Here is a 19689-nt window from a genome sequence, read left to right on the forward strand (position 1 = left end):
GTGAGGTGACCGGATGGGGTGTGTCCGGCGGGGGCCTTATTGACGGGGCGTCCGGTATGGGACACATTGAGCCGGGGCAGGGGGGATACGGAATGGCTCTTGGGGAGGGCTACCTGGCGGCGCGTTCGGGGGGATCGGCGTACTCGGAACTGGAGTCGCTGATGCACCGGCGCCTGGGCAGGGAGTGTCTGTACGTACCGTCGTGCCGGCTCGGTCTCTATGTGGCGCTGCGCCACTGGTGCCCGCCGGGCGGACGGGTGCTGATGTCGCCGGTCAACGACGACGTGATCCTCTTCGTCGTGCTCGCCGCCGGGCTGCGCCCCGTACAGGCGCCGCTGGACCCGCGCGACGGGTCGGTGGACGTCGGGGCCGTGCCGCACTCGGTCTGGCGCGGGCTCTCCGCCGTGCTCACCACCAATCTGTACGGGAACCCCGACCCCGCGCCCCAACTCCGTTTGCGATGCGACGCGCTGGGCATCCCGCTGATCGAGGACGCCGCGCACGCCATCGGCAGCGAGACCGGGGGGCGGCCGGTCGGGGGGTTCGGGGACGCGGCGGTCTTCAGCCTCTCCAAGCATGTGGGCGCAAAGACCGGCGGCTTTCTCGCGTTCGCGGATCCGGGGATGCGCAGGGATCTGACGCGGATGCGGGACGCGCTGCTCAGGCCCACCCGGTTCACCACCGAGCTCGCCTATGCCGTACGGCCGTACGCGGAGGCCGGGGTACGCGGGCTACGGCTGACCCGGGCCGCGCGGGCGGCGCTGCGGGCGCTCGGGCAGGAGGAACGGGCGGAGATCCGGATGCCCCTGCGCCCGGCCGAGCTGCGGGGGGCGCTGGCCGGGGCACCGGGGATCGGGCGGTTCGAACCCTGGGTCCGGGTCGACCTGCACGACTACCGGCTGCGCCCCGGCCGCACCCGTCTCGGACGCACCGGGCGGCTGCTGCGCGGGCTCGACGCGACGCTGACCGCGCACCGTGAGGGCACCCGGCGGCTGCTGGCGAGCCCTTGGGCGGCGCCGGGCGCGGCGGCCGGCCCCGTGCAGCCGCTCTTCCGGGTGCCGCTGCTGGTGGCGGATCGCGACGCGGCGATCGCCGCGCTGGCCCGGCGCCGTATCACCACCGGGTATCTGTACGACCCGCCGCTCGACGCGTACGCGGGCCCGGACTTCACTGACGCCTCGCCCGCGCCGGAGCCCGCCGCATGGTTCGCCCGGCACGCCCTGCCCGTCGACCCTCGCCACGCCGAGCGCGCGATCACCGCCCTCACCAAGGCGGGCACCCGCCCCGCTGAACGGGCGTGGGGGGAGCGGGGGGAGAGCGGGAGCGGTGGCTGAGACCGTTCGGCGCGCGAGAGAGACGGGCGGCGGCGGGGCGGAGCCTGAGGACGACGCGAGCGTGGGCAGGGACACGGGCGCGGACGCGGGGGCGGGCTCCAGCACGGGCACGGGCACGGGCAGGGGCACGGGCAGGGGAACAGGCTCCGGCGCGGGCGCGGAGGCCGGCTCCGGCTCGGGCGCCGGATCGGGTTCGGGCGCTGGGGAGCGGGACTCGTTGTTCCGGAACGCCTACGCGCTCATGCTCTCCACCGGCGTCTCCGCCGCCCTCGGCCTCGGCTTCTGGCTGGTCGCCGCCCGCTACTACACCGAGGAGGCGGTCGGCCAGGGCTCCGCCGCCATCGCCGCCATGCGGCTGCTCGCCTCGATCACCGCCACCACCATGATCGGCGCCGTGGTCCGCTACGTCCCCCGGGCCGGCCGGGCCACCGGGCCGCTCGTGTGGCGGGCGTACGCGGTCAGTTCGCTCGTCGTCTGCGTCGCCTGCGTCGTCTTTCTCGCCACGCTCGACCTGTGGGGCCCCTCCTACGCGCCGCTCGGCGGGGTGGGCGCGGGGGTGCTGTTCACCGCGTCCTGTGTGGCCTGGGCCCTGCTCACCCTCCAGGACGGGGTGCTGACCGGGCTGCGCAAGGCGTTCTGGGTGCCGGTCGGCAACGCCGTGTTCTCCCTCGCCAAACTGCTGCTGCTCGCCGCCTTCGCCACCGCCCTGCCCGTGCTCGGCGTCTTCGTCTCCTGGGCGGCGGCCATCGCCCTCTCCGTCGTCCCGCTGGGCTGGCTGATCTTCCGCAGGCTGATCCCGCGTCAGGCCGCCGCCGACCGCGACCGCGAACCGCCCCGGATCCAGGAGATCGGACGCTTCCTCGCCGGGGACTCGGTCGGGGCGCTCTTCAGCCTCGCCATGATCAACCTGCTGCCCGTGATGGTCGCGGTCCGCTTCGACTCCGCGCACAACGCCTTCTTCTACACCGCCTACACCGTGGGCGGCACCATGGAGTTCATGGCCATCAACATGGCCTCCTCGCTCACCGCGCACGCCTCGCACAGCCCCGACCGGCTGGCGGACGGGGTGCGCGGGGCGCTGCGCCGGATGACGCTGCTGCTGGTGCCGGTGGTACTGGTCCTGGTGGTCTTCGCCCCGCAGATCCTCACCCCGTTCGGCGCGGACTACGCCGAGCACGGCGCCACCGTGCTCCGGCTGCTGGCCGCCGCCGCGCTGCCCCGCGTCGTCGTCGAGCTCTACATCGGCGTGCTGCGGGTCCAGGGCCGTACCGGCATGCTCGCCGCGCTCCAGGGCGCCATGTGCGTTCTGGTGCTGGGCAGCGCGCTGGTACTGCTCGGGCCCGCCGGGATCTCCGGCGCCGGACTGGCGATGCTGCTCTCCATGACACTGATCGCCCTGGTCGCAGCGCCGGGGCTGCGCGCGGCCCTGCGCTACCGGCACCGCTCGAAGGACGGCGCCGGATGGGCCGGCGGCCGTACGGGCCGCCGGCCGTGGGTGCGCGGGGGACGGGCGGGCGGGGCGCGGGGCGGAGCGGCCGGAGACGACGAGGGAGACCTCGGGTACTACGGGACCACCTGGGCCCGTACCACCGCCCTGCGCCGGGCCGGCCTGCTCCCGCCCGCCGCGCCCGGAGGGTGGGACGAAGGAGGGCGCGCCGACGACGCCCTGGCCGCGCGGGACGCCGTGTACGGAACGACCTGGGCCGGGCGCACCGCCTACCTGCGCGGCGCCCACGACACCCCGACCCCCGCCTTCGGCCTGCCCGTCCCGGTCCCGGAACGCGAGCCGGTACCGGACCCTCACAGCCGGCCCGGACAGCACGACCGGCACGGACAGCTTGACCGGGGCGGCCGGGACGGACAGCTTGACCGGGGCGGCCGGCAGGGCCGGCGGCCGGGAGCCGAGCCGGGGCACGGCTCCGCGCTCCCTCCGGTCCCCGCCGACCGGATCGACGAGAGCCGGACCGTCACCGTGCTCTGGCTGCTGCTCGGGCTCTCCTCCGGGCTGTTCTGGATCCCGCTGGCCCGGCTCGGCGACATCGGCCGCGACCAGCTCACCGGCCCTCAGCTCCTCGCCGTACTGCCTCCTCTCACGCTCGTCGCGGGCATCCTGTTGATCGTCGTGCAGTGCGCCGCCGTCTCGCTCGAACGCCCCGGCCCCGCGCTGCTCGTCCTGGGCCCCCTGGTCGCCTTCGCCGCCCTGCACACCGCGCCGCCCCTGCTGGGGGTGTGGCCCGACCGGCTGTCGGGGCTCTGGCACCGGCCGTTGACGGAGGCGCTGGCGGGCGCCCTCGGAGCGGCGGGCCCCGAGGCGGTACCGCGCGCCCTGCCCGTCGCCCTCCAACTGCTCTGCCTCGCCCTGGTCGCCCTGGCACTGCGGGCGGTGGGCGCTGACGGGCGGGTCGTCTCGGCGGTGGTGTGGGTGCTGGCGGTGGCCTGGTGGTCCGCCCAGGACCACTTCGCCGGGGTGGCCGTGCCGGTGTCGCTGGCGCTGGCCGGGGTGACGGGGGTGGTCCTCCTTGTCCGGACGGTACGGCGGGCGGGCGGCGGGACCGGCACGGTACGGGGCCGACGGGCCGGCCGGGGACAGCGGAACGGCCGGGGTCAGCGGAACGGGACCGGCTGGCGGAAGTAGTCGTCGCGGCCCGCCTCCCGGTACCCGTCCAGCGCCGGGCCCTGGTTGACGGTCAGATCGCAGTGCGGGCCCGGCACCGGGCGGTTCCAGTGCACCAGCGCCTTGACCTCCGGCAGCTTCCGCGCCACCTCGGGCACCTGCTGGTACCAGCCGCGCTGCCGCTCCGGGTCCTGTGGATCGGGTGCGGTGCTGAACTCAGAGAGCATGATGGGCTTGCGGTCCGATATGTTCGCGCGCAGCCATTCGTAGGTGGGCCGCTGGCTCCTCTCGAAGTCGAGCCAGCGCGCGTTGCGCTGACAGCGGTAGTAGTTGTACTGGTCCATGCCGATCCAGTCGACGTACTCGTCGCCCGGGTAGAGCGACTTCATCAGTTCCGCGTGCCCCAGATAGCCGGAGACCGTCCACACCCAGACCACGTTGTCCACGCCGAGTTCCTCGAACCGGTCGTGGATATGGCGGTAGGCCGCGATGAACTCCTCGGGCGTGCCCGCGTCCGGGGTGCGGAAGTCCGTCTCCTGGTCGAAGGAGAAGAAGACCCTTTTCCCGTACGCCTTGAGCCGTCTGGCCTGCGGATCGATGATCTCCTCGTCGAACTTCCCGGCCGCGACATTGGCCCAGCCGAGCTGGGTCTCCGTCCAGTTCTCGTGGTGCGGCTCGGTCCAGACCGTGGACTCCCAGGCGAGCATCAGCATGCGGTCCCGGCCCAGCTCCTGTTCGTCCGGGGTGAGCAGCACGCCGTCGCGTTGCGTGTTGGACATGTCGTGGTAGTTGTAGACGAGATCGAGCTTGCGCCCGATCTTCTTCTCGAAGCCGTACACCGCCTCCGTGAGCGACCCGTTGGCCGCGTACGGCACATACGCGCCCCACCAGGCCCCGCACGGCGGTGCCAGCTTCTCGTCCGGGACGCACCGGCCCGGCGGCAGATCGCCGGAGGCGGCGTTCTCCGGCAGGGGCAGCCCCGCCTCCCGGTCGCTCTTCTCCATCCGGGCGACCCAGACCCCGAGTCCGGCGAGCAGCGCGCCGACGGCGGCCAGGACGAGCGCCAGACAGGTGCCCCGGCCTGCCGCCGCCCGCACGGGACGGCTGGTCATATATGGACCTCCGGATCGGGTTTGGCCCGCTCGGCCGCGCCCCGGGTCGCCGCGGGGAGCGGGACGGCGGGCAGCGGCCCCACGACGGTGCAGAAGACCGCGAGCGACCCCAGGAAGAGCGGGGTGGTGAAGCCGGCGACGAGGAAGAGCGCGGTGGCGGTGAGCGTCGCGAGCGAGAGACTCACCGGACCGGCCAGCGCCAGGACCTCCAGCCGGGCGGCCGGGCGCAGGCTGCCGGGCAGCGGGAGGAGCAGGGCGCAGCCGGGTCCGAGGAGGACGAAGAGCAGGACGGTGATCCAGCGCAGCGGGTGCCCGTCCGGGAGCGCCGTCGCCGCCAGCGCCGGCCACCCGCAGAGCGCGAGCCCCCCTCTGAGCCAGAGCTTCCGCCCCGCCCACGAGCGCCGCCGGGGGCGTGGTCCGGAGTGGGGCCCGGGGTGTGGTTCCGCGTACGACGGCGTCTGCGGCCGTGGCTCCGGCCCGGCGGGAAGTCGCGGGTCGCGGGTGGTGCTCTGGTCCATGGCGGCTGCCTCCGGGTTCGTCATCGGGCCGGGGTGGCGGGAGCGGGGGATGTGCTGGGCGCGGGGGTGGGCGAGGGGGTCTGTACGTGCTCCAGGAAGAGGCCGTCAGGGGTCTCCCGTACGACCTTGAAGTGGGGTGACCGCTTCAGGGCGGCCCGCATCCGGGCGAAGCTCCCGGGCGGCAGATACCCCTCGCCGGTCGTGGTTCTCTCCTGGGCCGGGGTGAGGATCACATACGCGGGGCGCCCCTCCGGTATGCCCGCGTCGAGATAGCCGGCGGGGTCCTTGAGCATCTCCAGGTTGGCCGGGACGTCCTGTTCGGTGAAGAACCACCGCTCGTACCGGTCGTAGCGGTAGTACGCCCCCGAGAAGGAGCCGTTGGCGGCGAGGATCAGTGAGCCGTACGGCGCCTGCCGGTAGGACTCTTCGACGAACGCGTTCTCGGCCGGGGGCGCGTACTGCATGCCCTCCTTGCCGTAGTACGAGGGCAGGAAGCCCGCCAGCAGGGCGGCCAGCGCCACGGGCAGTGCCAGGGCGCCCGCCCGCCGGGCGATCCGCCGGGCCTTCGCCCGCCCCGCCGCGGGCGGCACCAGCGCGGCGGCCGCGAAGAACGCGGTGCCCGGCAGTCCGAACAGATAGACGCGGAAGAGCATTTCGCCGCCGTAGTCGTTCACCGCGAAGAGCGGCACCGGCGCGGCGGCGGCCAGCAGGAGCGGCAGCGCGCTGCGCACCAGCCGCCGCCGCAGCAGTACGGCCGTGGCGGCCAGCGCGCCCAGGACCAGCACCATCAGGATGTTGGCGGTGCCCACCAGCTCGGGCCCCGGTCCGGTCGGCTCGCCCGCGTATCCGGCGCGGGAGTTCTTCAGCAGGTCGCCCGCCGAGTCCCGCAGGGTGGCGAGCGTGTCCAGGAAGAGGACGCGTCCCATCGTCAGATCCCAGACCAGCATGATGACGCCGATGACCACGAGCAGTCCGATGTTCCGGTAGCGGCGCGTCAGGCAGAGGGCCAGCAGTGTCATGCAGAGCATCACGGGTGTGAGCTGGTGCGAGGCGTTGATGGCGGCGATCAGCGGGGCGAGGATCGCCACGCAGACGGCACGCTGCCGGGGGGTGGTGGGCGGTGGCACGGAGGTCGCGGACGGGTCGAGCCGCGCGCGCTCCCGCAGCCGCCCGGCCGATCCGGGCCGCACGAAGTGCCGTACCACCACCGCGAACACGGTCAGGAAGAGCAGATAGGCGAAGCCCTGCGGGGCCAGATAGTCCTGGCCCACCCAGTTGGCGAGCTGGAAGATCCAGATGGCGGTCCAGACGAGCCGCCAGTCGTCGGTGAAGGTGCGGTAGATCAGCACCAGCACCGGGAGCATCAGCAGCCCGAAGAGGACCGGCGCCCAGTTGGTGTACGAGGCGGCGCCGTGCACCCCGAAGGCCCTGACCAGCGCCGCGTTGAGGGAGAAGAAGCCCGGCCACTGGTCGTAGGCGGACATGCCTCCGGAGAGCCGCACCTGGGGATGGACGGTGCCCTCGGCGAGCAGCCGTGCGATCACCGCGTCGTGCTTGGACGCCCAGGCGTACCGCACGGTGTCGTAGAGGATGCCCGGTGGCGCCTTGAGGGCGACGAGCATCGCCACGCAGTAGGTCAGCGGCCACCACGGGGCGGTCCCGGCCCGGCGCAGGCTGATCAGGAAGCCGAGCGAGAGAACCGCCAGGGAGGCGTAGAACGCGTACGGGAACCGGTCGAGGAGCCCGAACTCCCCGATGTCACGGAAGCCGATCCGGGGCAGGGACCAGGTCCAGAGCGCCGCGGCGATCAGCAGCGGCGGCCAGGTGAGGAACCGCTGGAACCGGATCAGGAACGCGGCCCCCGGGCCACGGCGCGGAGGGAGCGGCGGGCGCGGCGGGAGCGGATCCGTGCGCGGGGAAGGCACGTCGGACGCACCGGGCGCACCGGGCGCACCGGCCGCGTCGAGCGTGGTCGCCGGGCCGTCGGCCGCCGGAACCGCTTCCGTCCCCGCTCCTGTCCCCGTTTCCGTCCCTGCGGTTTCCGTCCCCGCGTCGGAGCCGGCCCTGACATTGGCGCGTGTGGTCATGAGACACCTTCCCCCCTCGTCACACTCAGTTACTACCCGCCGCCATCCGTGACCATGCGTAACTATCCAGCGAATTCCGGACCCTTCACCCGGGCCCGCGCGCCCCGGTACAGCCGCCAGCCGAACGTGGCCGGTGAATCCCGGTACGGCGCGACCCGCGCCCGCTCCCCCGCCGCCGCGCCGCCCGCCATCCACGCGGCGACATCCGCCGCCGTGTGTGTACGGCGCACGATGAGCCGGGCGATGCGGTAGACCTCGTCGCGTCCGGAGCTGAGGGCGTGCCGCACCGCGACGGCCGAGGCGTACCCCGCGTCCTCGGCGGCCCGGCGCACGGCGCGGCTGTTGTAGCCGTGCGGATAGGCGAGATGCGCCACCTCATGGCCGAGCGCGTCCTCCAGCACCTCCTTGGACGCCCGCAGTTCACGGCGGAGCACGGGGGCGCGCAAGGTGTCGAGCTGGGGGTGCGTGACGGTGTGCGCCCCCACCTCCACCCCGTACGACTCCAGCGCCGCCGCCTGCGCGAGGGCCATCATCGGCGCGGGCGGCAGCAGGCTGCCGCGCCCCGGGGTGATGGCCCCGGTGGTCAGATACGCCGTCGCGGGCAGGGCGCGGGCCGCGAGCGCTTCGGCGGTCGGCCCCGGCAGGTCGGCGAAGCCGTCGTCGAAGGTGAGGACGACGGGCCGGGGCGGCAGCGGCGTACCCCGGGCGAGATGGCCGACCAGGGTGCTGACCGGGACGGGGGTCCGTCCGCTGGCCACGACCGCGTCGAGATGGGCGGCGAAGTCCCGGGGCGTGACGGTGAATTCGGCGATCCAGCCGGGCGGGTCGTCCATCACCGCGTGGTAGAGGAGGACAGGCAGCGCGGAGGGCCGGCGCGCCGCCAGGACCGCTGAGTTCCGCTCCGTCACGGCGCGCCCCCGGGTGCTCCGTCGCCCGCCGGGGCACGCCGGATCCGGAGCCGCGCCCGCGCGTACCCCACCGGCCCGTACAGCATCCCCCTGCGCTCCAGGCGGGAGAGGAAGCGCGGCCAGGGGTACGTCTGCACCCCGTGTGTGCCGGGCGCGGCGCCGGTGCCGGTGCCGGGCGGCGTGGCGGCCACGTCATCCGGCGGGCCGGCCGGGCGGTGTGCCGTGATCGCGCGGGCGTGCGCCAGGCCGCGTGGCACCTTCGCCAGGAGCGCGGGCAGCAGCGCGGGGCGGCGCACGAGGATCGCGGTCAGATACGCGGTCAGTCCCGCGCCGTATCCGTACGCCTGGGCCCGCAGGTCCTGCCAGGTCTCCCGGTGGTGGTGCCAGACCAGCGCCTCGGGCGTGTAGCGCAGCCGGTGCCCGGCGGCCAGGACGCGGACGAACGCGTAGAGGTCGTCGCCGCCCCTGGCGGGGGTGCCGGTGCCGGTGGCCGGGTCGAAGCCGCCGACGGCACGGAGCGCGTCCGCGCGGAAGGCCATATTGGCACCGGAGCCGAAGCTTCCGGCGGTGAACGGGAAGAGCGGCTCGTCGGCGGGCGGCGCGGCCGGATCGTACAGCCGGGGTGCGAAGCCCTTGGCGAACCCTCCGTGGCTCTCCAGCAGGATCTGGGCCGGGGTGGTGAGCCGGGCGGGGAGGATGAGGCCGGTGGCGCAGCCGAGGCGGGGGTCGGCGGCGAAGGGCTCGGTGAGGGCGGAGAGCCAGTGCGGATCGGCGATCACGTCGTCGTCCGTGAAGGCGAGAACGGCCCCGTCGGCCACCGCGGCCCCCCGGTTGTGCGCGACGGCCAGGCCGGGGCGCGGTTCCCGCACATAGTCGACCCGGCCCGCGTAACGGCCGGCGACGAGGTCACGGGTCGCGGTGGTGACGGGCGCGTTGTCGACGACCAGGACACGGAAGTCGGGGTGGTCCTGGGCCAGCAACGAGTCGAGGGCACGGGCGAGTTGCCCGGCACGCTCACGGGTGGCCACCACGACGGTGGTACGCGGCGGGGGCGCCGCCGCGCCGGATCCGGGCCCGTGGGCGGCCGGTACGGCGGGGACCTGCGCCCGGAAGGCCGCCGCCAGCGTCCCGGCGGGGTCCTGGCCCGCCGCCACCCGGGCCAGGACGGTGGCGACGGGGCGCCCGTCGAGCCGTACCAACGCGTACACCGCCCCCTCCGCCACGGGCGGGCCGCCGGGCACGGGCCGCAGGGACAGCACGGCCCCGTCGGCCGCGCGGAGGTCCAGTTCGGCCACGGCGATGGCGGACGGGACCGACGGCAGGCGCCGAGCGGGCGCGCGCCCCGGATCGACGGCGCCCGCCCCTGCCTCCGCCCCTGTCGTGCCTGACGCGGCCGTGTCCGGCGTGTCCGGTGTGTACGTCATCACTTCCCCCTGGTGTGCGTCCTCTGTCGGTCCGCTCCCGTCACCTGGAGCGCAGGCGGCCCCAGGTGGTGAGCGCCGTCCTGGTGTACGCGGCGAGCCGGGGGCGCTCCCGTACGAAACCGTGTGCTCTGCGGACCGGCTCCTTGCTCAGGTGGTGGAGGGCGGACCGGACGCCCGGGCGGGTCGCGGTGCCCTCGTGGACCCGTAACCCGCCGGTCTTGAGCGCGTCCTTGTACTCCGCCGCCCCGCGCCCCAGGTCGAGCACCCCGATCCCGGCCCCGGCGGCGGCTTCGGCCATCCGGAGGTGGAGGATCAGGCCCGGCGAGAACTTGGCGAACTCCGGGTCGTACGCCGGGAACCAGCAGGACAGGAGCGTGCGTGAGCGCAGGCCGAAGTGTGCCGCCACCGGGCGGTCCGCCACGTACAGCACGGAGAGCACGCCCGAGCACCCCGGCGCCCGGGTGGTGGCGAGGTCGCGGACGAGGGCGCTGATCCACTCCTTGGCGAAGCGGTCGCTCCGTCCGGTCCTGCGGTACTGCGCTGATTTCCATGCCATGAGCGTGCGCAGCGCCGCCGGGTCGCGCTCGTCGAAGACGAAGCGGACCTCGCCCGCCTGACGGGCCAGTCTCCGCTCCTTCGCGGTCGTCGTGCGGAAGAACTTGGGCGAGCGGGTGCGCACCCCCGCCGCGTACGCCTCGTACCCCTCCCCCACCTCGATCACCGGGGATTCGAAGCCGGTGAACGCCTCGGCGGGGCCGAAGAGGCGCTGGCCCGCCTCCAGGTTGTCGAACTCCCAGGTCGCCAGGGAGCAGCCGCGCAGCAGCTCGCGCACGGTGAGGGGCATCGCTGCTCCGGTTCCGGCGACCGCACCGGGCCCCGAGCCGGTACGGAAGATTCCGCCCTGGCAGTCCGAGACGCCCAGGCCGATGGCCCTGCCCTGGCCCAACGGCCCGCGCTCGTAAGGGAAGAAGCCGATCGGCTCGCCCGGCCCTGAGCCGTCGCCCCGCTCCCGTATGACCGCGACCCTGGCCCCCGGGCGCACCCGGCCCACGGCCAGGGTGAATTCCGGTTCCATGAACGGGTTGGCCGGAGCCCCCGATTTCGCCCGCAGCTCGCGCCAGGCCTCGGCCTCGGCCTCGGCCAGCTCGGCGGGCTTCACCACGCGCAGGCGCGCGGCACCGCGTACATCGTCCACCTCGACCCCCCGGTCACATCCCCCGCGAGCCCGCGTCCCCCTCGGGCTCGCACTCCTCAGGACGTTACCGGCCCACATCACTCCAGAACAGTTACATTTGACCTATCTCGCCATCGATCATGGAATCGGGCGCAATAGGCGTAACCTGTGGGGCTGGTGAGTCGTTCGAACAGAATGAATCCGGGGCCGCGCTACAGGCGCAGCCCCACGGCGAGCGCGATCGTCAGCCCCAGCGTGCAGACGGCGATCACGAACCAGGCTTGCTGTTTTCCTTCCGGGGTCATGGCCGTCGATACCGGCCTTCGCGGTCGCGGTCGCGCAGGTAGCCCATGAACGTACGGCACATACGGGCGAGCGCCCGCATGTGGACCCAGTTGGCCATGGCGCCGGCGCCGGGCCCGCTACAGGTCAGGTCGTACCAGTCCTTGAGCGCGCCCTTGGCCCGTACGGTGTGCTCGGCCTCGGGGATCGACTCGACGATGATGACGAGCCGCGCCCCGTGGCCGAGGAGCCGGCTGGTGAGGTCCGCGATCTCGGCGGGCGGCGGCATCATGCGATGCGGAGCCAGCGCGCGATCGGCGTCGAACCCCACGGCGTTGTGGTCCAGTCCTATGGCGTTGTGGTCCACCGCGGTGGGGGTGTGGCCCACCGCCGTGGCGTTGTGCTCCACGGTGGAAGCGGTGTGGTCACCGTGGTTCACGCCGCACCGGCGGCGCTGAGCAGGCGTGACCTCGGAGACGTGCTGAGTGTGTGAAGTGTGTGGAATCTGCGCCGAGTCGGTGGTGTAGGTGGTGTGCGCGTTTTCGGCTGTGCCACCTGTTCTGTCGTCTGTCACTGTGGTCACCTTGGCCCCCGTCTTCGTGTGCTGTGCTGCATGGCCCTGTTGAACAGAAAACAGCCTTACGACCCTCCACGAGTACCGTGGAGAACAGTCTGATGATGAAAGCCATGAACGCTTGGGGGAGTTGGACACATGGCGAGTAATTCCCGCACACCCAACACCGGTTTGGCCGGTCTGCTGACGCAGGCGAAATGGTCCCGCGCGCAGTTCGCACTGATCATCAACCGCATCGGCGCGGAGGCCGGACTCGAACTCCACTACGACCAGTCGGCGGTCTCCCACTGGGTGGCGGGCACCATGCCGAAGGAGCAGGTCAGGCCGCTGATCGTGGAGGCTTTCGCCCGTAAGCTGGGCCGCCCGGTGACCCGTACGGAGGCCGGACTTCCCGCCGTACGGTCCGCTCGTTTCGCCGTGTCGTGCGGCGCTCTGCCGGAACGTTCCGGCCCCTCCGCCACCGACGCCGGCACGGGGGCCGGCCGAGGGGCCGGATCCGGCGGAAGGTCAGGTTCCGGCGCCCGTTCCTCCGGCGGTTCCGGTCACCCGGGTCCCTCGGGCCACTCGGGCCCCGCCGGGCCCTCCGACGTCAACACGCTGGAGGAACTGGTCGACATGGGGCGGGCGGACATGGATCCGTCCCGCCGCGGCCTCATCGCCGCAGGTCTCTTCTCCGCGGCGGTCGTCGTGCCGCTCTTCCCCGACCTCGCCCACGCGGCGACCCCCTCGGCCCCCGCTCCGGGCAAGCGGACCGTACGGATAGGGGCGCCGCAGGTACAGGCCGTACGCACGATGACGGACCGGATAGCGGACATTCTGGATGAACTCGGGGGTGGTCACGCGCGCCCGATGGCCGCCGCCTTTCTGGTGAACACCGTCATGCCGTGGCTGAAGGCGGAGGCCGCCGAGTCCATACGGAACGACATGCTGGCCGCCGCGTCCGACCTCGTCTATCTGACCGGCTGGATGGCGATGTACGAGCGGGCGCACGGGCTGGGCCAGCAGTACTACCTCAGGGCCCTGGAGCTGGCCGGTTCCGCCGGGGACCATGTCACGTACTGCCGGACGCTGCGCGGCATGTCCCTCCAGGCGTCGAACCTCGGGTACGGCAAACGGGCCCTGGAACTGGCCGATTCGGCCGCCGAGGCCTCCCCGAAGGCCGAACCGCGCCTCCAGGCATTCCTCTCCGGGCAGCAGGCGCACGCCGCGGCGATGGTGGGGGACCGGAGGCAGGCGTTCAGCAGGCTGCGCCAGACGGAGGCCGCGCTGGCCAAGGCGGACAACCGGCGGGATTCGGTCGGCGGCTACGACAGGACCGCGTACCTCTTCCATGTGTCGCATGTGCTGTACGAGTTCAAGGACCTGCCGGGGTCGATCGCCGCGCTCCAGCAGTCCTTGCAGGTCCAGCAGAAACACGAGCGGCAGGGCCGCGTCCACTTTCTCGCCGTGCTCGCGCAGCGCCAGTTGGAGCTGGGGCATCTGGAGGCGTCGTGCGCGAGCTGGTGGCAGTTCCTGGACGACTACGAACATGTCTCGTCGGCCCGCGGGGACGAGCACTTCGAGACGATGCGACGGCGGCTGAAGCCGTACGCGAAGACGCTGGCGGTACGGAAGCTGCGGCCCCGGATCGAGGAGGTCGCCGCGTTGAAGGGGTAGGCCCTCCTGTCTCCGCGCGGCGTCAGTGGACGCGGGCGCCGCTCCGCCAGACGGAGGAGACCAGCGGGACGCCGGGCCGGTAGGCGAGGTGGACATGGTTCGGGGCGTCGAGGAGGACCAGGTCGGCGCGGGCGCCGGGGGTGATACGGCCGATGTCCGTACGGCGCAGGGCCGCCGCGCCGCCCGCGGTGGCCGACCAGACCGCCTCGTCCGGGGTCATGCCCATGTCGCGGACGGCCAGCGCGATGCAGAACGGCATCGAGGAGGTGAAGGACGAGCCGGGGTTGCAGTCGGTGGAGAGCGCGACGGTCGCGCCCGCGTCGAGCAGCCGGCGCGCGTCCGGCCAGGCGGCGCGGGTGGAGAACTCGGCGCCGGGCAGCAGCGTGGCCACCGTGGCGCCCTGGGCGAGGGCGTCGACGTCGGCGTCCGTGAGGTGGGTGCAGTGGTCGGCGGAGGCGGCGTCGAGTTCGACGGCGAGCTGGACGCCGGGCCCGTACGAGAGCTGGTTGGCGTGGACGCGGGGGTGCAGGCCCTTGGCGCGGCCTGCGGTCAGGACGGCGCGGGCCTGGTCGCCGTCGAAGGCGCCGCGCTCGCAGAAGACGTCGATCCAACGGGCGTACGGGGCGCAGGCGTCCAGCATCGCGCCGGTGACCAGTTCGACGTAGGCGGCCGGGTCGTCGGTGTGCTCGGGCGGGACGACATGGGCGCCGAGGTAGGTGACCTCGTCGGTGCGGTCGCGGGCGATACGGACGGCGCGGGCCTCGTCGGCGACGGTCAGCCCGTACCCGGACTTGGTCTCCTGCGTGGTGGTGCCCTGGCGGAGCGCCTCGTCGAGATAGCGGGCGACGTTGGCGCTCAGCTCGGCGTCGGTCGCGGCGCGGGTGGCGGCGACGGTGGTGCGGATGCCGCCGGCGGAGTAGGCGCGGCCGGACATCCGGGCGTTGAATTCCTGGCTTCGATCGCCGGAGAAGACCAGGTGGGAGTGGGAGTCGACGAAGCCGGGGAGGGCCGAGCGGCCACCGGCGTCGAGGGCGTTGTCAGTGGCGGGTGCTTTGCTTGATTCACCGACCCAGCCGATGCGGTCGCCGTCGATGACGACGGCCGCGTCCTGGATCAGACCGATGGGGGAACCGTCACCGAGGGAGGGATCGTTGGTGACCAGGCTTGCGATGTTGGTGATGAGGGTGGTGGCGGCAGCCGTGCCGGTTGTCTCGGCTGTGGCGGAGGTCGCGGGGGGCGTCATAAGGGGAATGGTCTCCTTCGGCCTCGGTGTCAGTCGCGCAGCGCGGCGACGGACCGGGCGAGAGCTGCCGGGACGTCGGGGATCAGGGCATGGGATCCGTCGCGTACGACATGCCGGCCTCCGACGACCGTATGGCGTACATCCGCGGCGGAGGCGGCGAATACCGCGGTCTCCGCGCCGAGCCGGGGTGGCGGCCCCGCTGTTCTGACGGAGTCCAGGGCGACCGTGACGAGGTCGGCGGGGGCGCCGGCCCGGAGGTGGCCCGCGTCGGGCCGGCCGAGGGCGGCGTGTCCCCCGGCGGTGGCCGCGCTCAGCAGCGCCGCCGCCGTCCAGTGGCCCCGGGTGCGCGAGCGCAGCCGCTCGTTCAGCTCCATCGCGCGTGCCTCCTCGAAGAGGTCGACGACGGCGTGGCTGTCGCTGCCCAGGGAGAGCGGCGAGCCCGCGCGCTGGAGGCGTTCCGCGGGTCCGGTGCCGTCGGCGAGATCGCGTTCCGTGGTGGGGCACATGCACGTGCCGGTGGCGGTGGCGCCCAGCAGGGCGATGTCGTCGTCGGTGAGGTGGGTGTTGTGCACGCCGGTGGTACGGGGCCCCAGCACGCCGTGGTCGGCGAGGAGCCGGGCGGGGGTGCGGCCGTGCACGGCGAGGCAGGCGTCGTTCTCGGCGGTCTGCTCGGAGAGATGGACATGGAGCGGGGCGTTCCGCTCCTCGGCCCAGGCGGCGACGGTGGCGAGCTGCTCGGCGGGGACGGCGCGTACGGAGTGGACGGCGGCGCCGATCAGCGCGTGCTCCCCGTCCTCGACGGCGGAGGCGAGGTCGGTGGCGCGGTCGGCCCAGGCGGTCGCGTCGCCGTCGGAGAAGCGGAGCTGGTGGCTCTCGGGGGGCCGGCCGCCGGGGCGGTCGGCGAGGCCCGAGGAGAGGTAGGCGGTGTCGAGGAGGGTGATCCGGATCCCGGCCTCGGCCGCCGCGGCGATCAGCGCCTCGCCCATGGCGTTGGGCCGGTCGTAACGCACCCCGCCGGGTGCGTGGTGGAGGTAGTGGAACTCTCCGACGGAGGTGATACCGGCGAGCGCCATCTCGGCGTAGACGGCGCGCGCGAGGGCGAAGTACGTATCGGGGGTGAGCCGGGCGGCGACCGCGTACATGGTCTCGCGCCAGGTCCAGAAGGTGCCGGAGCCGGTCTGGACGGTGGAGCGCAGGGCGCGGTGGAAAGCGTGCGAGTGCGCGTTGGCCAGCCCGGGGAGGGTCAGCCCGCGGAGCGCGGTGGCACCGGGGGGCGGCGTCGCGACTCCGGTGCGTACGGCGGCGATCCGGCCGCCCGCGACGTCGAGGACGACTCCGGACTCGACACGGGGGCCGGGGGCGGGGCCGGGGCCGGGAGTGGGCTGGGTGCCGGGGCCGGTTCCGGGGCCGGTCCGGCCGGTTCGCCGGCCAGGAGCGGGCCGGGCGTCGGGGGCGGGCCGGGGAGTGGGGTCCTCGTGGGGGCCGGGGGCGGGGAGCCAGGCGTGCTCCAGCCAGTAGGTGCGGGCCGGCGGGGACGGGGTGGCGGGGGGCGTCATGCGCACGCGAGTCCTTCCAGTACGTCGGCGAGGGCCAGCACCCCGGCCACGCAGTCGTCCTCGGTCGCGCTCTCGGCCGGGGAGTGCGAGACACCGGTGGGGTTCCGTACGAAGAGCATGGCGGTGGGGATGGAGCCGGAGAGGATCCCGGCGTCGTGCCCCGCCCCGGTTCCGAGTACGGGGACGGAGCGGCCACCGGTGCCGGGGCGCGGCCGGGGTTCCGGTGCCGTACTACGGGCGGACGGTTCCGGTCCCGTACCGGCGTACGGTCCCGGTGCCCGTCCCGTGCCGGCGGCCGGGTGGGGGCGGTGGGCCAGGATGCGGGCGAGTTCGTCGCGGAGGGCGTGCTCGAACTCGACCACGGGGGTGAAGGACTCCCGTACGACGCGGAGGTCGACGCCCGCGCGGTCGGCGGCGTCGCGGGCGGCGGACTCGACGGCGGCGACCACGGTGTCCAGGGCCTGCTGGTCGGCGGCCCGGGAGTCCAGCCAGCCACGGACGAGGGAGGGGATGGCGTTGACGCCGTTGGGTTCGACGGCGACCTTGCCGAAGGTGGCGAGGGCCCCGGCCAGCTCCGCCTCGCGGCGGGCGGCGAGGACCGTCTCCGCGTACGGCGGCATCGGGTCGCGGCGGTCGGCGAGCCGGGTGGTGCCCGCGTGGTTGGCCTCGCCGTGGAAGTCGAAGCGCCAGCGGCCGTGCGGCCAGATCGCGGAGGCGATACCGACGGGGTCGCCGGAGAGGTCGAGGGCGCGCCCCTGCTCGACATGGAGTTCGACGAAGGCGCCGATCCGGGCGAGGCGTTCGGGGTCGGGGCCGAGGGCGTCCGGGTCGTATCCGGCGGCTTCCATCGCCCGGGGCAGTGTGACGCCGTCGCCGTCGCGCAGCGCATGGGCCTGGGCGAGGGTGAGCCGGCCCGCGGTGAGCCGGGAGCCGACGCAGGCGAGGCCGAAACGGGCGCCTTCCTCGTCCCCGAAGTTGGTGATGGCCAGGGGTCTGGTGAACCGCGCTCCCCTGCGCCGGAGTTCGTCCAGCGCGGCGAAGGAGGAGACGACACCGAGGGGCCCGTCGAAGGCGCCCCCGTCGGGTACGGAGTCGAGATGCGACCCGGTGACGACGGCGTCCCCGGCGAGGGGGTCGCCGAGCCAGGCCCACTGGTTGCCGTTGCGGTCCACCTCGCAGGTGAGTCCCCGGGCCTCGGCCTGGACGCGGAACCAGGCGCGGCAGTCGCCGTCGGCGGCGGTCCAGGCGTAGCGGCGGTAGCCGCCGCTGCCGGGGTCACGGCCGAGGGGGGCGAGGTCGCGCCACATCTCCTGGAAGGAAGCCGGAGAGGAGGAGGGGGATGAGGGGGATGAAGAGGACGAGGGCGAAGGGGATGGGGAGGTCATGGTGTGGTGTCCTGGGACGGGGCGGCGGGGCGCTCGGGGGTGTCCTCGTGCATGGGGATGCGGACCTCGCGTTCCCCGGCGACCGTCTCCGCGAGGTCGTATCCCGCGTCGACATGGCGGATGACGCCCATGCCCGGGTCGTTGGTGAGAACGCGGCGGATCTTCTCGCCCGCGAGCTTCGTGCCGTCGGCGACGGTGACCTGGCCCGCGTGGATCGAGCGGCCCATGCCGACACCGCCGCCGTGGTGGATCGAGACCCAGGAGGCGCCGGAGGCGACATTGACCATGGCGTTCAGAAGCGGCCAGTCGGCGATGGCGTCGGAGCCGTCGAGCATGGCCTCGGTCTCGCGGTACGGGGAGGCGACCGAGCCGCAGTCGAGGTGGTCGCGGCCGATGACGACCGGGGCGGCGAGTTCACCGGAGGCGACCATGTCGTTGAAGCGCTCGCCCGCGCGGTCGCGCTCGCCGTAGCCGAGCCAGCAGATCCGGGCCGGCAGGCCCTGGAAGCGGACCCGTTCGCCCGCCATCCTGATCCAGCGGTGCAGGGAGGCGTTCTGCGCGGACTCGTCCTCCGGGAAGAGTTCGAGGATCGCCCGGTCGGTCTTGTGGATGTCCGATGCCTCGCCGGAGAGCGCCGCCCAGCGGAACGGGCCCTTCCCTTCGCAGAAGAGCGGCCGGATATAGGCGGGGACGAAGCCGGGGAAGGCAAAGGCCCGTTCGTATCCGGCGAGCTGGGCCTCGCCCCGGATGGAGTTGCCGTAGTCGAAGACCTCGGCTCCCGCGTCCTGGAAGCCGACCATCGCCTCGACGTGCCGGGCCATCGACTCCCGGGCGCGCCGGGTGAAGTCGGCGGGCTTCTCGGCGGCGTACGCGGCCATGTCCTCGAAGTCGACGCCGAGCGGCAGATACGCGAGCGGGTCGTGGGCGGAGGTCTGGTCGGTGACGATGTCGACGGGCGCGCCCTCGGCGAGCATGCGGGGCAGCAGCTCCGCCGCGTTGCCCAGCAGGCCGATGGAGAGCGGCCGGCGGGCGTCGCGGGCCTCGGTGGCGAGCTGGAGCGCGTGGGCCAGGTTGTCGGCGCGCACATCGAGGTAGCGGTGGTCGATCCGGCGGTCGATGGCGCGCGGGTCGCAGTCGATACAGAGGGCGACGCCGTCGTTCATGGTGACGGCGAGCGGCTGCGCGCCGCCCATGCCGCCGAGCCCGGCGGTGAGGGTGATGGTCCCGGCGAGCGTTCCGCCGAACCGCTTGGCGGCGACGGCCGCGAAGGTCTCGTACGTGCCCTGGAGGATGCCCTGGGTGCCGATGTAGATCCACGAACCGGCGGTCATCTGGCCGTACATGGTGAGCCCGAGGGTTTCGAGGCGCCGGAACTCCTCCCAGTTGGCCCAGTCGCCGACCAGGTTGGAGTTGGCGAGGAGCACACGGGGCGCCCATTCGTGGGTCCGCATGACGCCCACGGGCCGGCCCGACTGGACGAGCATCGTCTCGTCCTGCTTGAGCGTGCGCAGCGTACGGACCATCGCGTCGTACGAGCGCCAGTCGCGGGCGGCCTTGCCGGTGCCGCCGTAGACGACGAGTTGGTCGGGGTGCTCGGCGACCTCGGGGTCGAGATTGTTCTGGAGCATGCGGAGCGCCGCTTCCTGCTGCCATCCCAGGGCGCTCCGTTCCGTACCGCGCGGTGCCCGTACCGGCCGGGGTCCTGACATGGCGGGTGCCTCCTCCGTGACGCTCCTGCTGGACCGGTGGATCTGCTGTTGAATAATCCATTCACATCCTGGAGGGATGAATAGAAGTAGTCAACCATCGTGTCGCCCCGCAC

14 protein-coding genes are annotated in these 19689 nt (G+C 73.4%); 3 read left to right on the forward strand and 11 right to left on the reverse strand.

The genetic code is table 11. The features are described 5' to 3' along the window. The first annotated feature begins 92 nt into the window (after positions 1 to 92). Both AB0O07_RS20915 and AB0O07_RS20920 read left to right on the forward strand, forming a co-directional pair. Positions 93 to 1334: a DegT/DnrJ/EryC1/StrS family aminotransferase gene (locus AB0O07_RS20915; RefSeq protein WP_365635406.1), complete on the forward strand. Its 1242-nt coding sequence runs from the start codon at positions 93 to 95 to the stop codon at positions 1332 to 1334. Continuing rightward, positions 1327 to 3969, forward strand: coding sequence for a lipopolysaccharide biosynthesis protein (locus tag AB0O07_RS20920; RefSeq protein ID WP_365635408.1), 2643 nt, complete (start codon positions 1327 to 1329; stop codon positions 3967 to 3969). Before AB0O07_RS20915 ends, AB0O07_RS20920 begins: the two co-directional genes overlap by 8 nt. Here AB0O07_RS20920 and AB0O07_RS20925 read toward each other — a convergent pair. The 7 genes from AB0O07_RS20925 to AB0O07_RS20955 form a co-directional block, all read right to left on the reverse strand. Further along, the gene (locus AB0O07_RS20925) at positions 3939 to 5060 is read right to left on the reverse strand and encodes a glycosyl hydrolase (protein ID WP_365635410.1); all 1122 of its coding nucleotides are present in this window, start codon (positions 5058 to 5060) and stop codon (positions 3939 to 3941) included. The two genes, AB0O07_RS20920 and AB0O07_RS20925, sit on opposite strands and share 31 nt — an antisense overlap. Beyond that, positions 5057 to 5602, reverse strand: coding sequence for a hypothetical protein (locus tag AB0O07_RS20930; protein WP_365635412.1), 546 nt, complete (start codon positions 5600 to 5602; stop codon positions 5057 to 5059). Before AB0O07_RS20930 ends, AB0O07_RS20925 begins: the two co-directional genes overlap by 4 nt. Next, positions 5599 to 7665 carry a hypothetical protein gene (locus AB0O07_RS20935; RefSeq protein ID WP_365635414.1) on the reverse strand — a complete coding sequence of 689 codons (2067 nt, stop codon included), beginning with the start codon at positions 7663 to 7665 and terminating at the stop codon, positions 5599 to 5601. The genes AB0O07_RS20930 and AB0O07_RS20935 overlap by 4 nt, the downstream gene beginning before the upstream one ends. A gap of 62 nt (positions 7666 to 7727) precedes the next feature. Next, complete coding sequence (locus tag AB0O07_RS20940; protein ID WP_365635782.1) at positions 7728 to 8498, reverse strand: polysaccharide deacetylase family protein; 771 nt, start codon at positions 8496 to 8498, stop codon at positions 7728 to 7730. A 71-nt stretch (positions 8499 to 8569) separates the two neighbouring features. Beyond that, positions 8570 to 9997: a glycosyltransferase gene (locus AB0O07_RS20945; protein WP_365635416.1), complete on the reverse strand. Its 1428-nt coding sequence runs from the start codon at positions 9995 to 9997 to the stop codon at positions 8570 to 8572. Between the two features lie 40 nt (positions 9998 to 10037). Beyond that, positions 10038 to 11165 carry a GNAT family N-acetyltransferase gene (locus AB0O07_RS20950; protein ID WP_365635784.1) on the reverse strand — a complete coding sequence of 376 codons (1128 nt, stop codon included), beginning with the start codon at positions 11163 to 11165 and terminating at the stop codon, positions 10038 to 10040. Between the two features lie 307 nt (positions 11166 to 11472). Next, positions 11473 to 11892, reverse strand: a complete 420-nt coding sequence (locus tag AB0O07_RS20955; protein WP_365635418.1) for a DUF6415 family natural product biosynthesis protein — start codon at positions 11890 to 11892, stop codon at positions 11473 to 11475. A gap of 273 nt (positions 11893 to 12165) precedes the next feature. On the opposite strand from AB0O07_RS20955, the gene AB0O07_RS20960 reads away from it, so the two are divergent. Then, on the forward strand, positions 12166 to 13683 hold the full coding sequence (locus tag AB0O07_RS20960) for a hypothetical protein (RefSeq protein ID WP_365635420.1): 1518 nt from the start codon (positions 12166 to 12168) through the stop codon (positions 13681 to 13683). Between the two features lie 22 nt (positions 13684 to 13705). On the opposite strand, the gene hutI is transcribed toward AB0O07_RS20960, so the two are convergent. Genes hutI through hutU form a run of 4 tightly spaced genes read right to left on the reverse strand, consistent with a single transcriptional unit; the run spans position 13706 to position 19576 of the window. Continuing rightward, positions 13706 to 14926 (reverse strand): imidazolonepropionase, encoded by a 1221-nt coding sequence (gene hutI, locus AB0O07_RS20965; RefSeq protein ID WP_365635422.1) that lies wholly within the window; start codon positions 14924 to 14926, stop codon positions 13706 to 13708. 29 nt (positions 14927 to 14955) lie between these two features. Beyond that, on the reverse strand, positions 14956 to 16482 hold the full coding sequence (locus AB0O07_RS20970; RefSeq protein WP_365635424.1) for a formimidoylglutamate deiminase: 1527 nt from the start codon (positions 16480 to 16482) through the stop codon (positions 14956 to 14958). Further along, on the reverse strand, positions 16479 to 17867 hold the full coding sequence (locus AB0O07_RS20975; RefSeq protein ID WP_365635425.1) for an allantoate amidohydrolase: 1389 nt from the start codon (positions 17865 to 17867) through the stop codon (positions 16479 to 16481). Before AB0O07_RS20975 ends, AB0O07_RS20970 begins: the two co-directional genes overlap by 4 nt. Further along, positions 17864 to 19576 carry a urocanate hydratase gene (gene hutU / locus AB0O07_RS20980; protein WP_365635427.1) on the reverse strand — a complete coding sequence of 571 codons (1713 nt, stop codon included), beginning with the start codon at positions 19574 to 19576 and terminating at the stop codon, positions 17864 to 17866. The genes AB0O07_RS20975 and hutU overlap by 4 nt, the downstream gene beginning before the upstream one ends. Positions 19577 to 19689 lie beyond the last annotated feature (113 nt).

This window comes from Streptomyces sp. NPDC093085 (assembly GCF_040683935.1).
GTDB lineage: Bacteria > Actinomycetota > Actinomycetes > Streptomycetales > Streptomycetaceae > Streptomyces.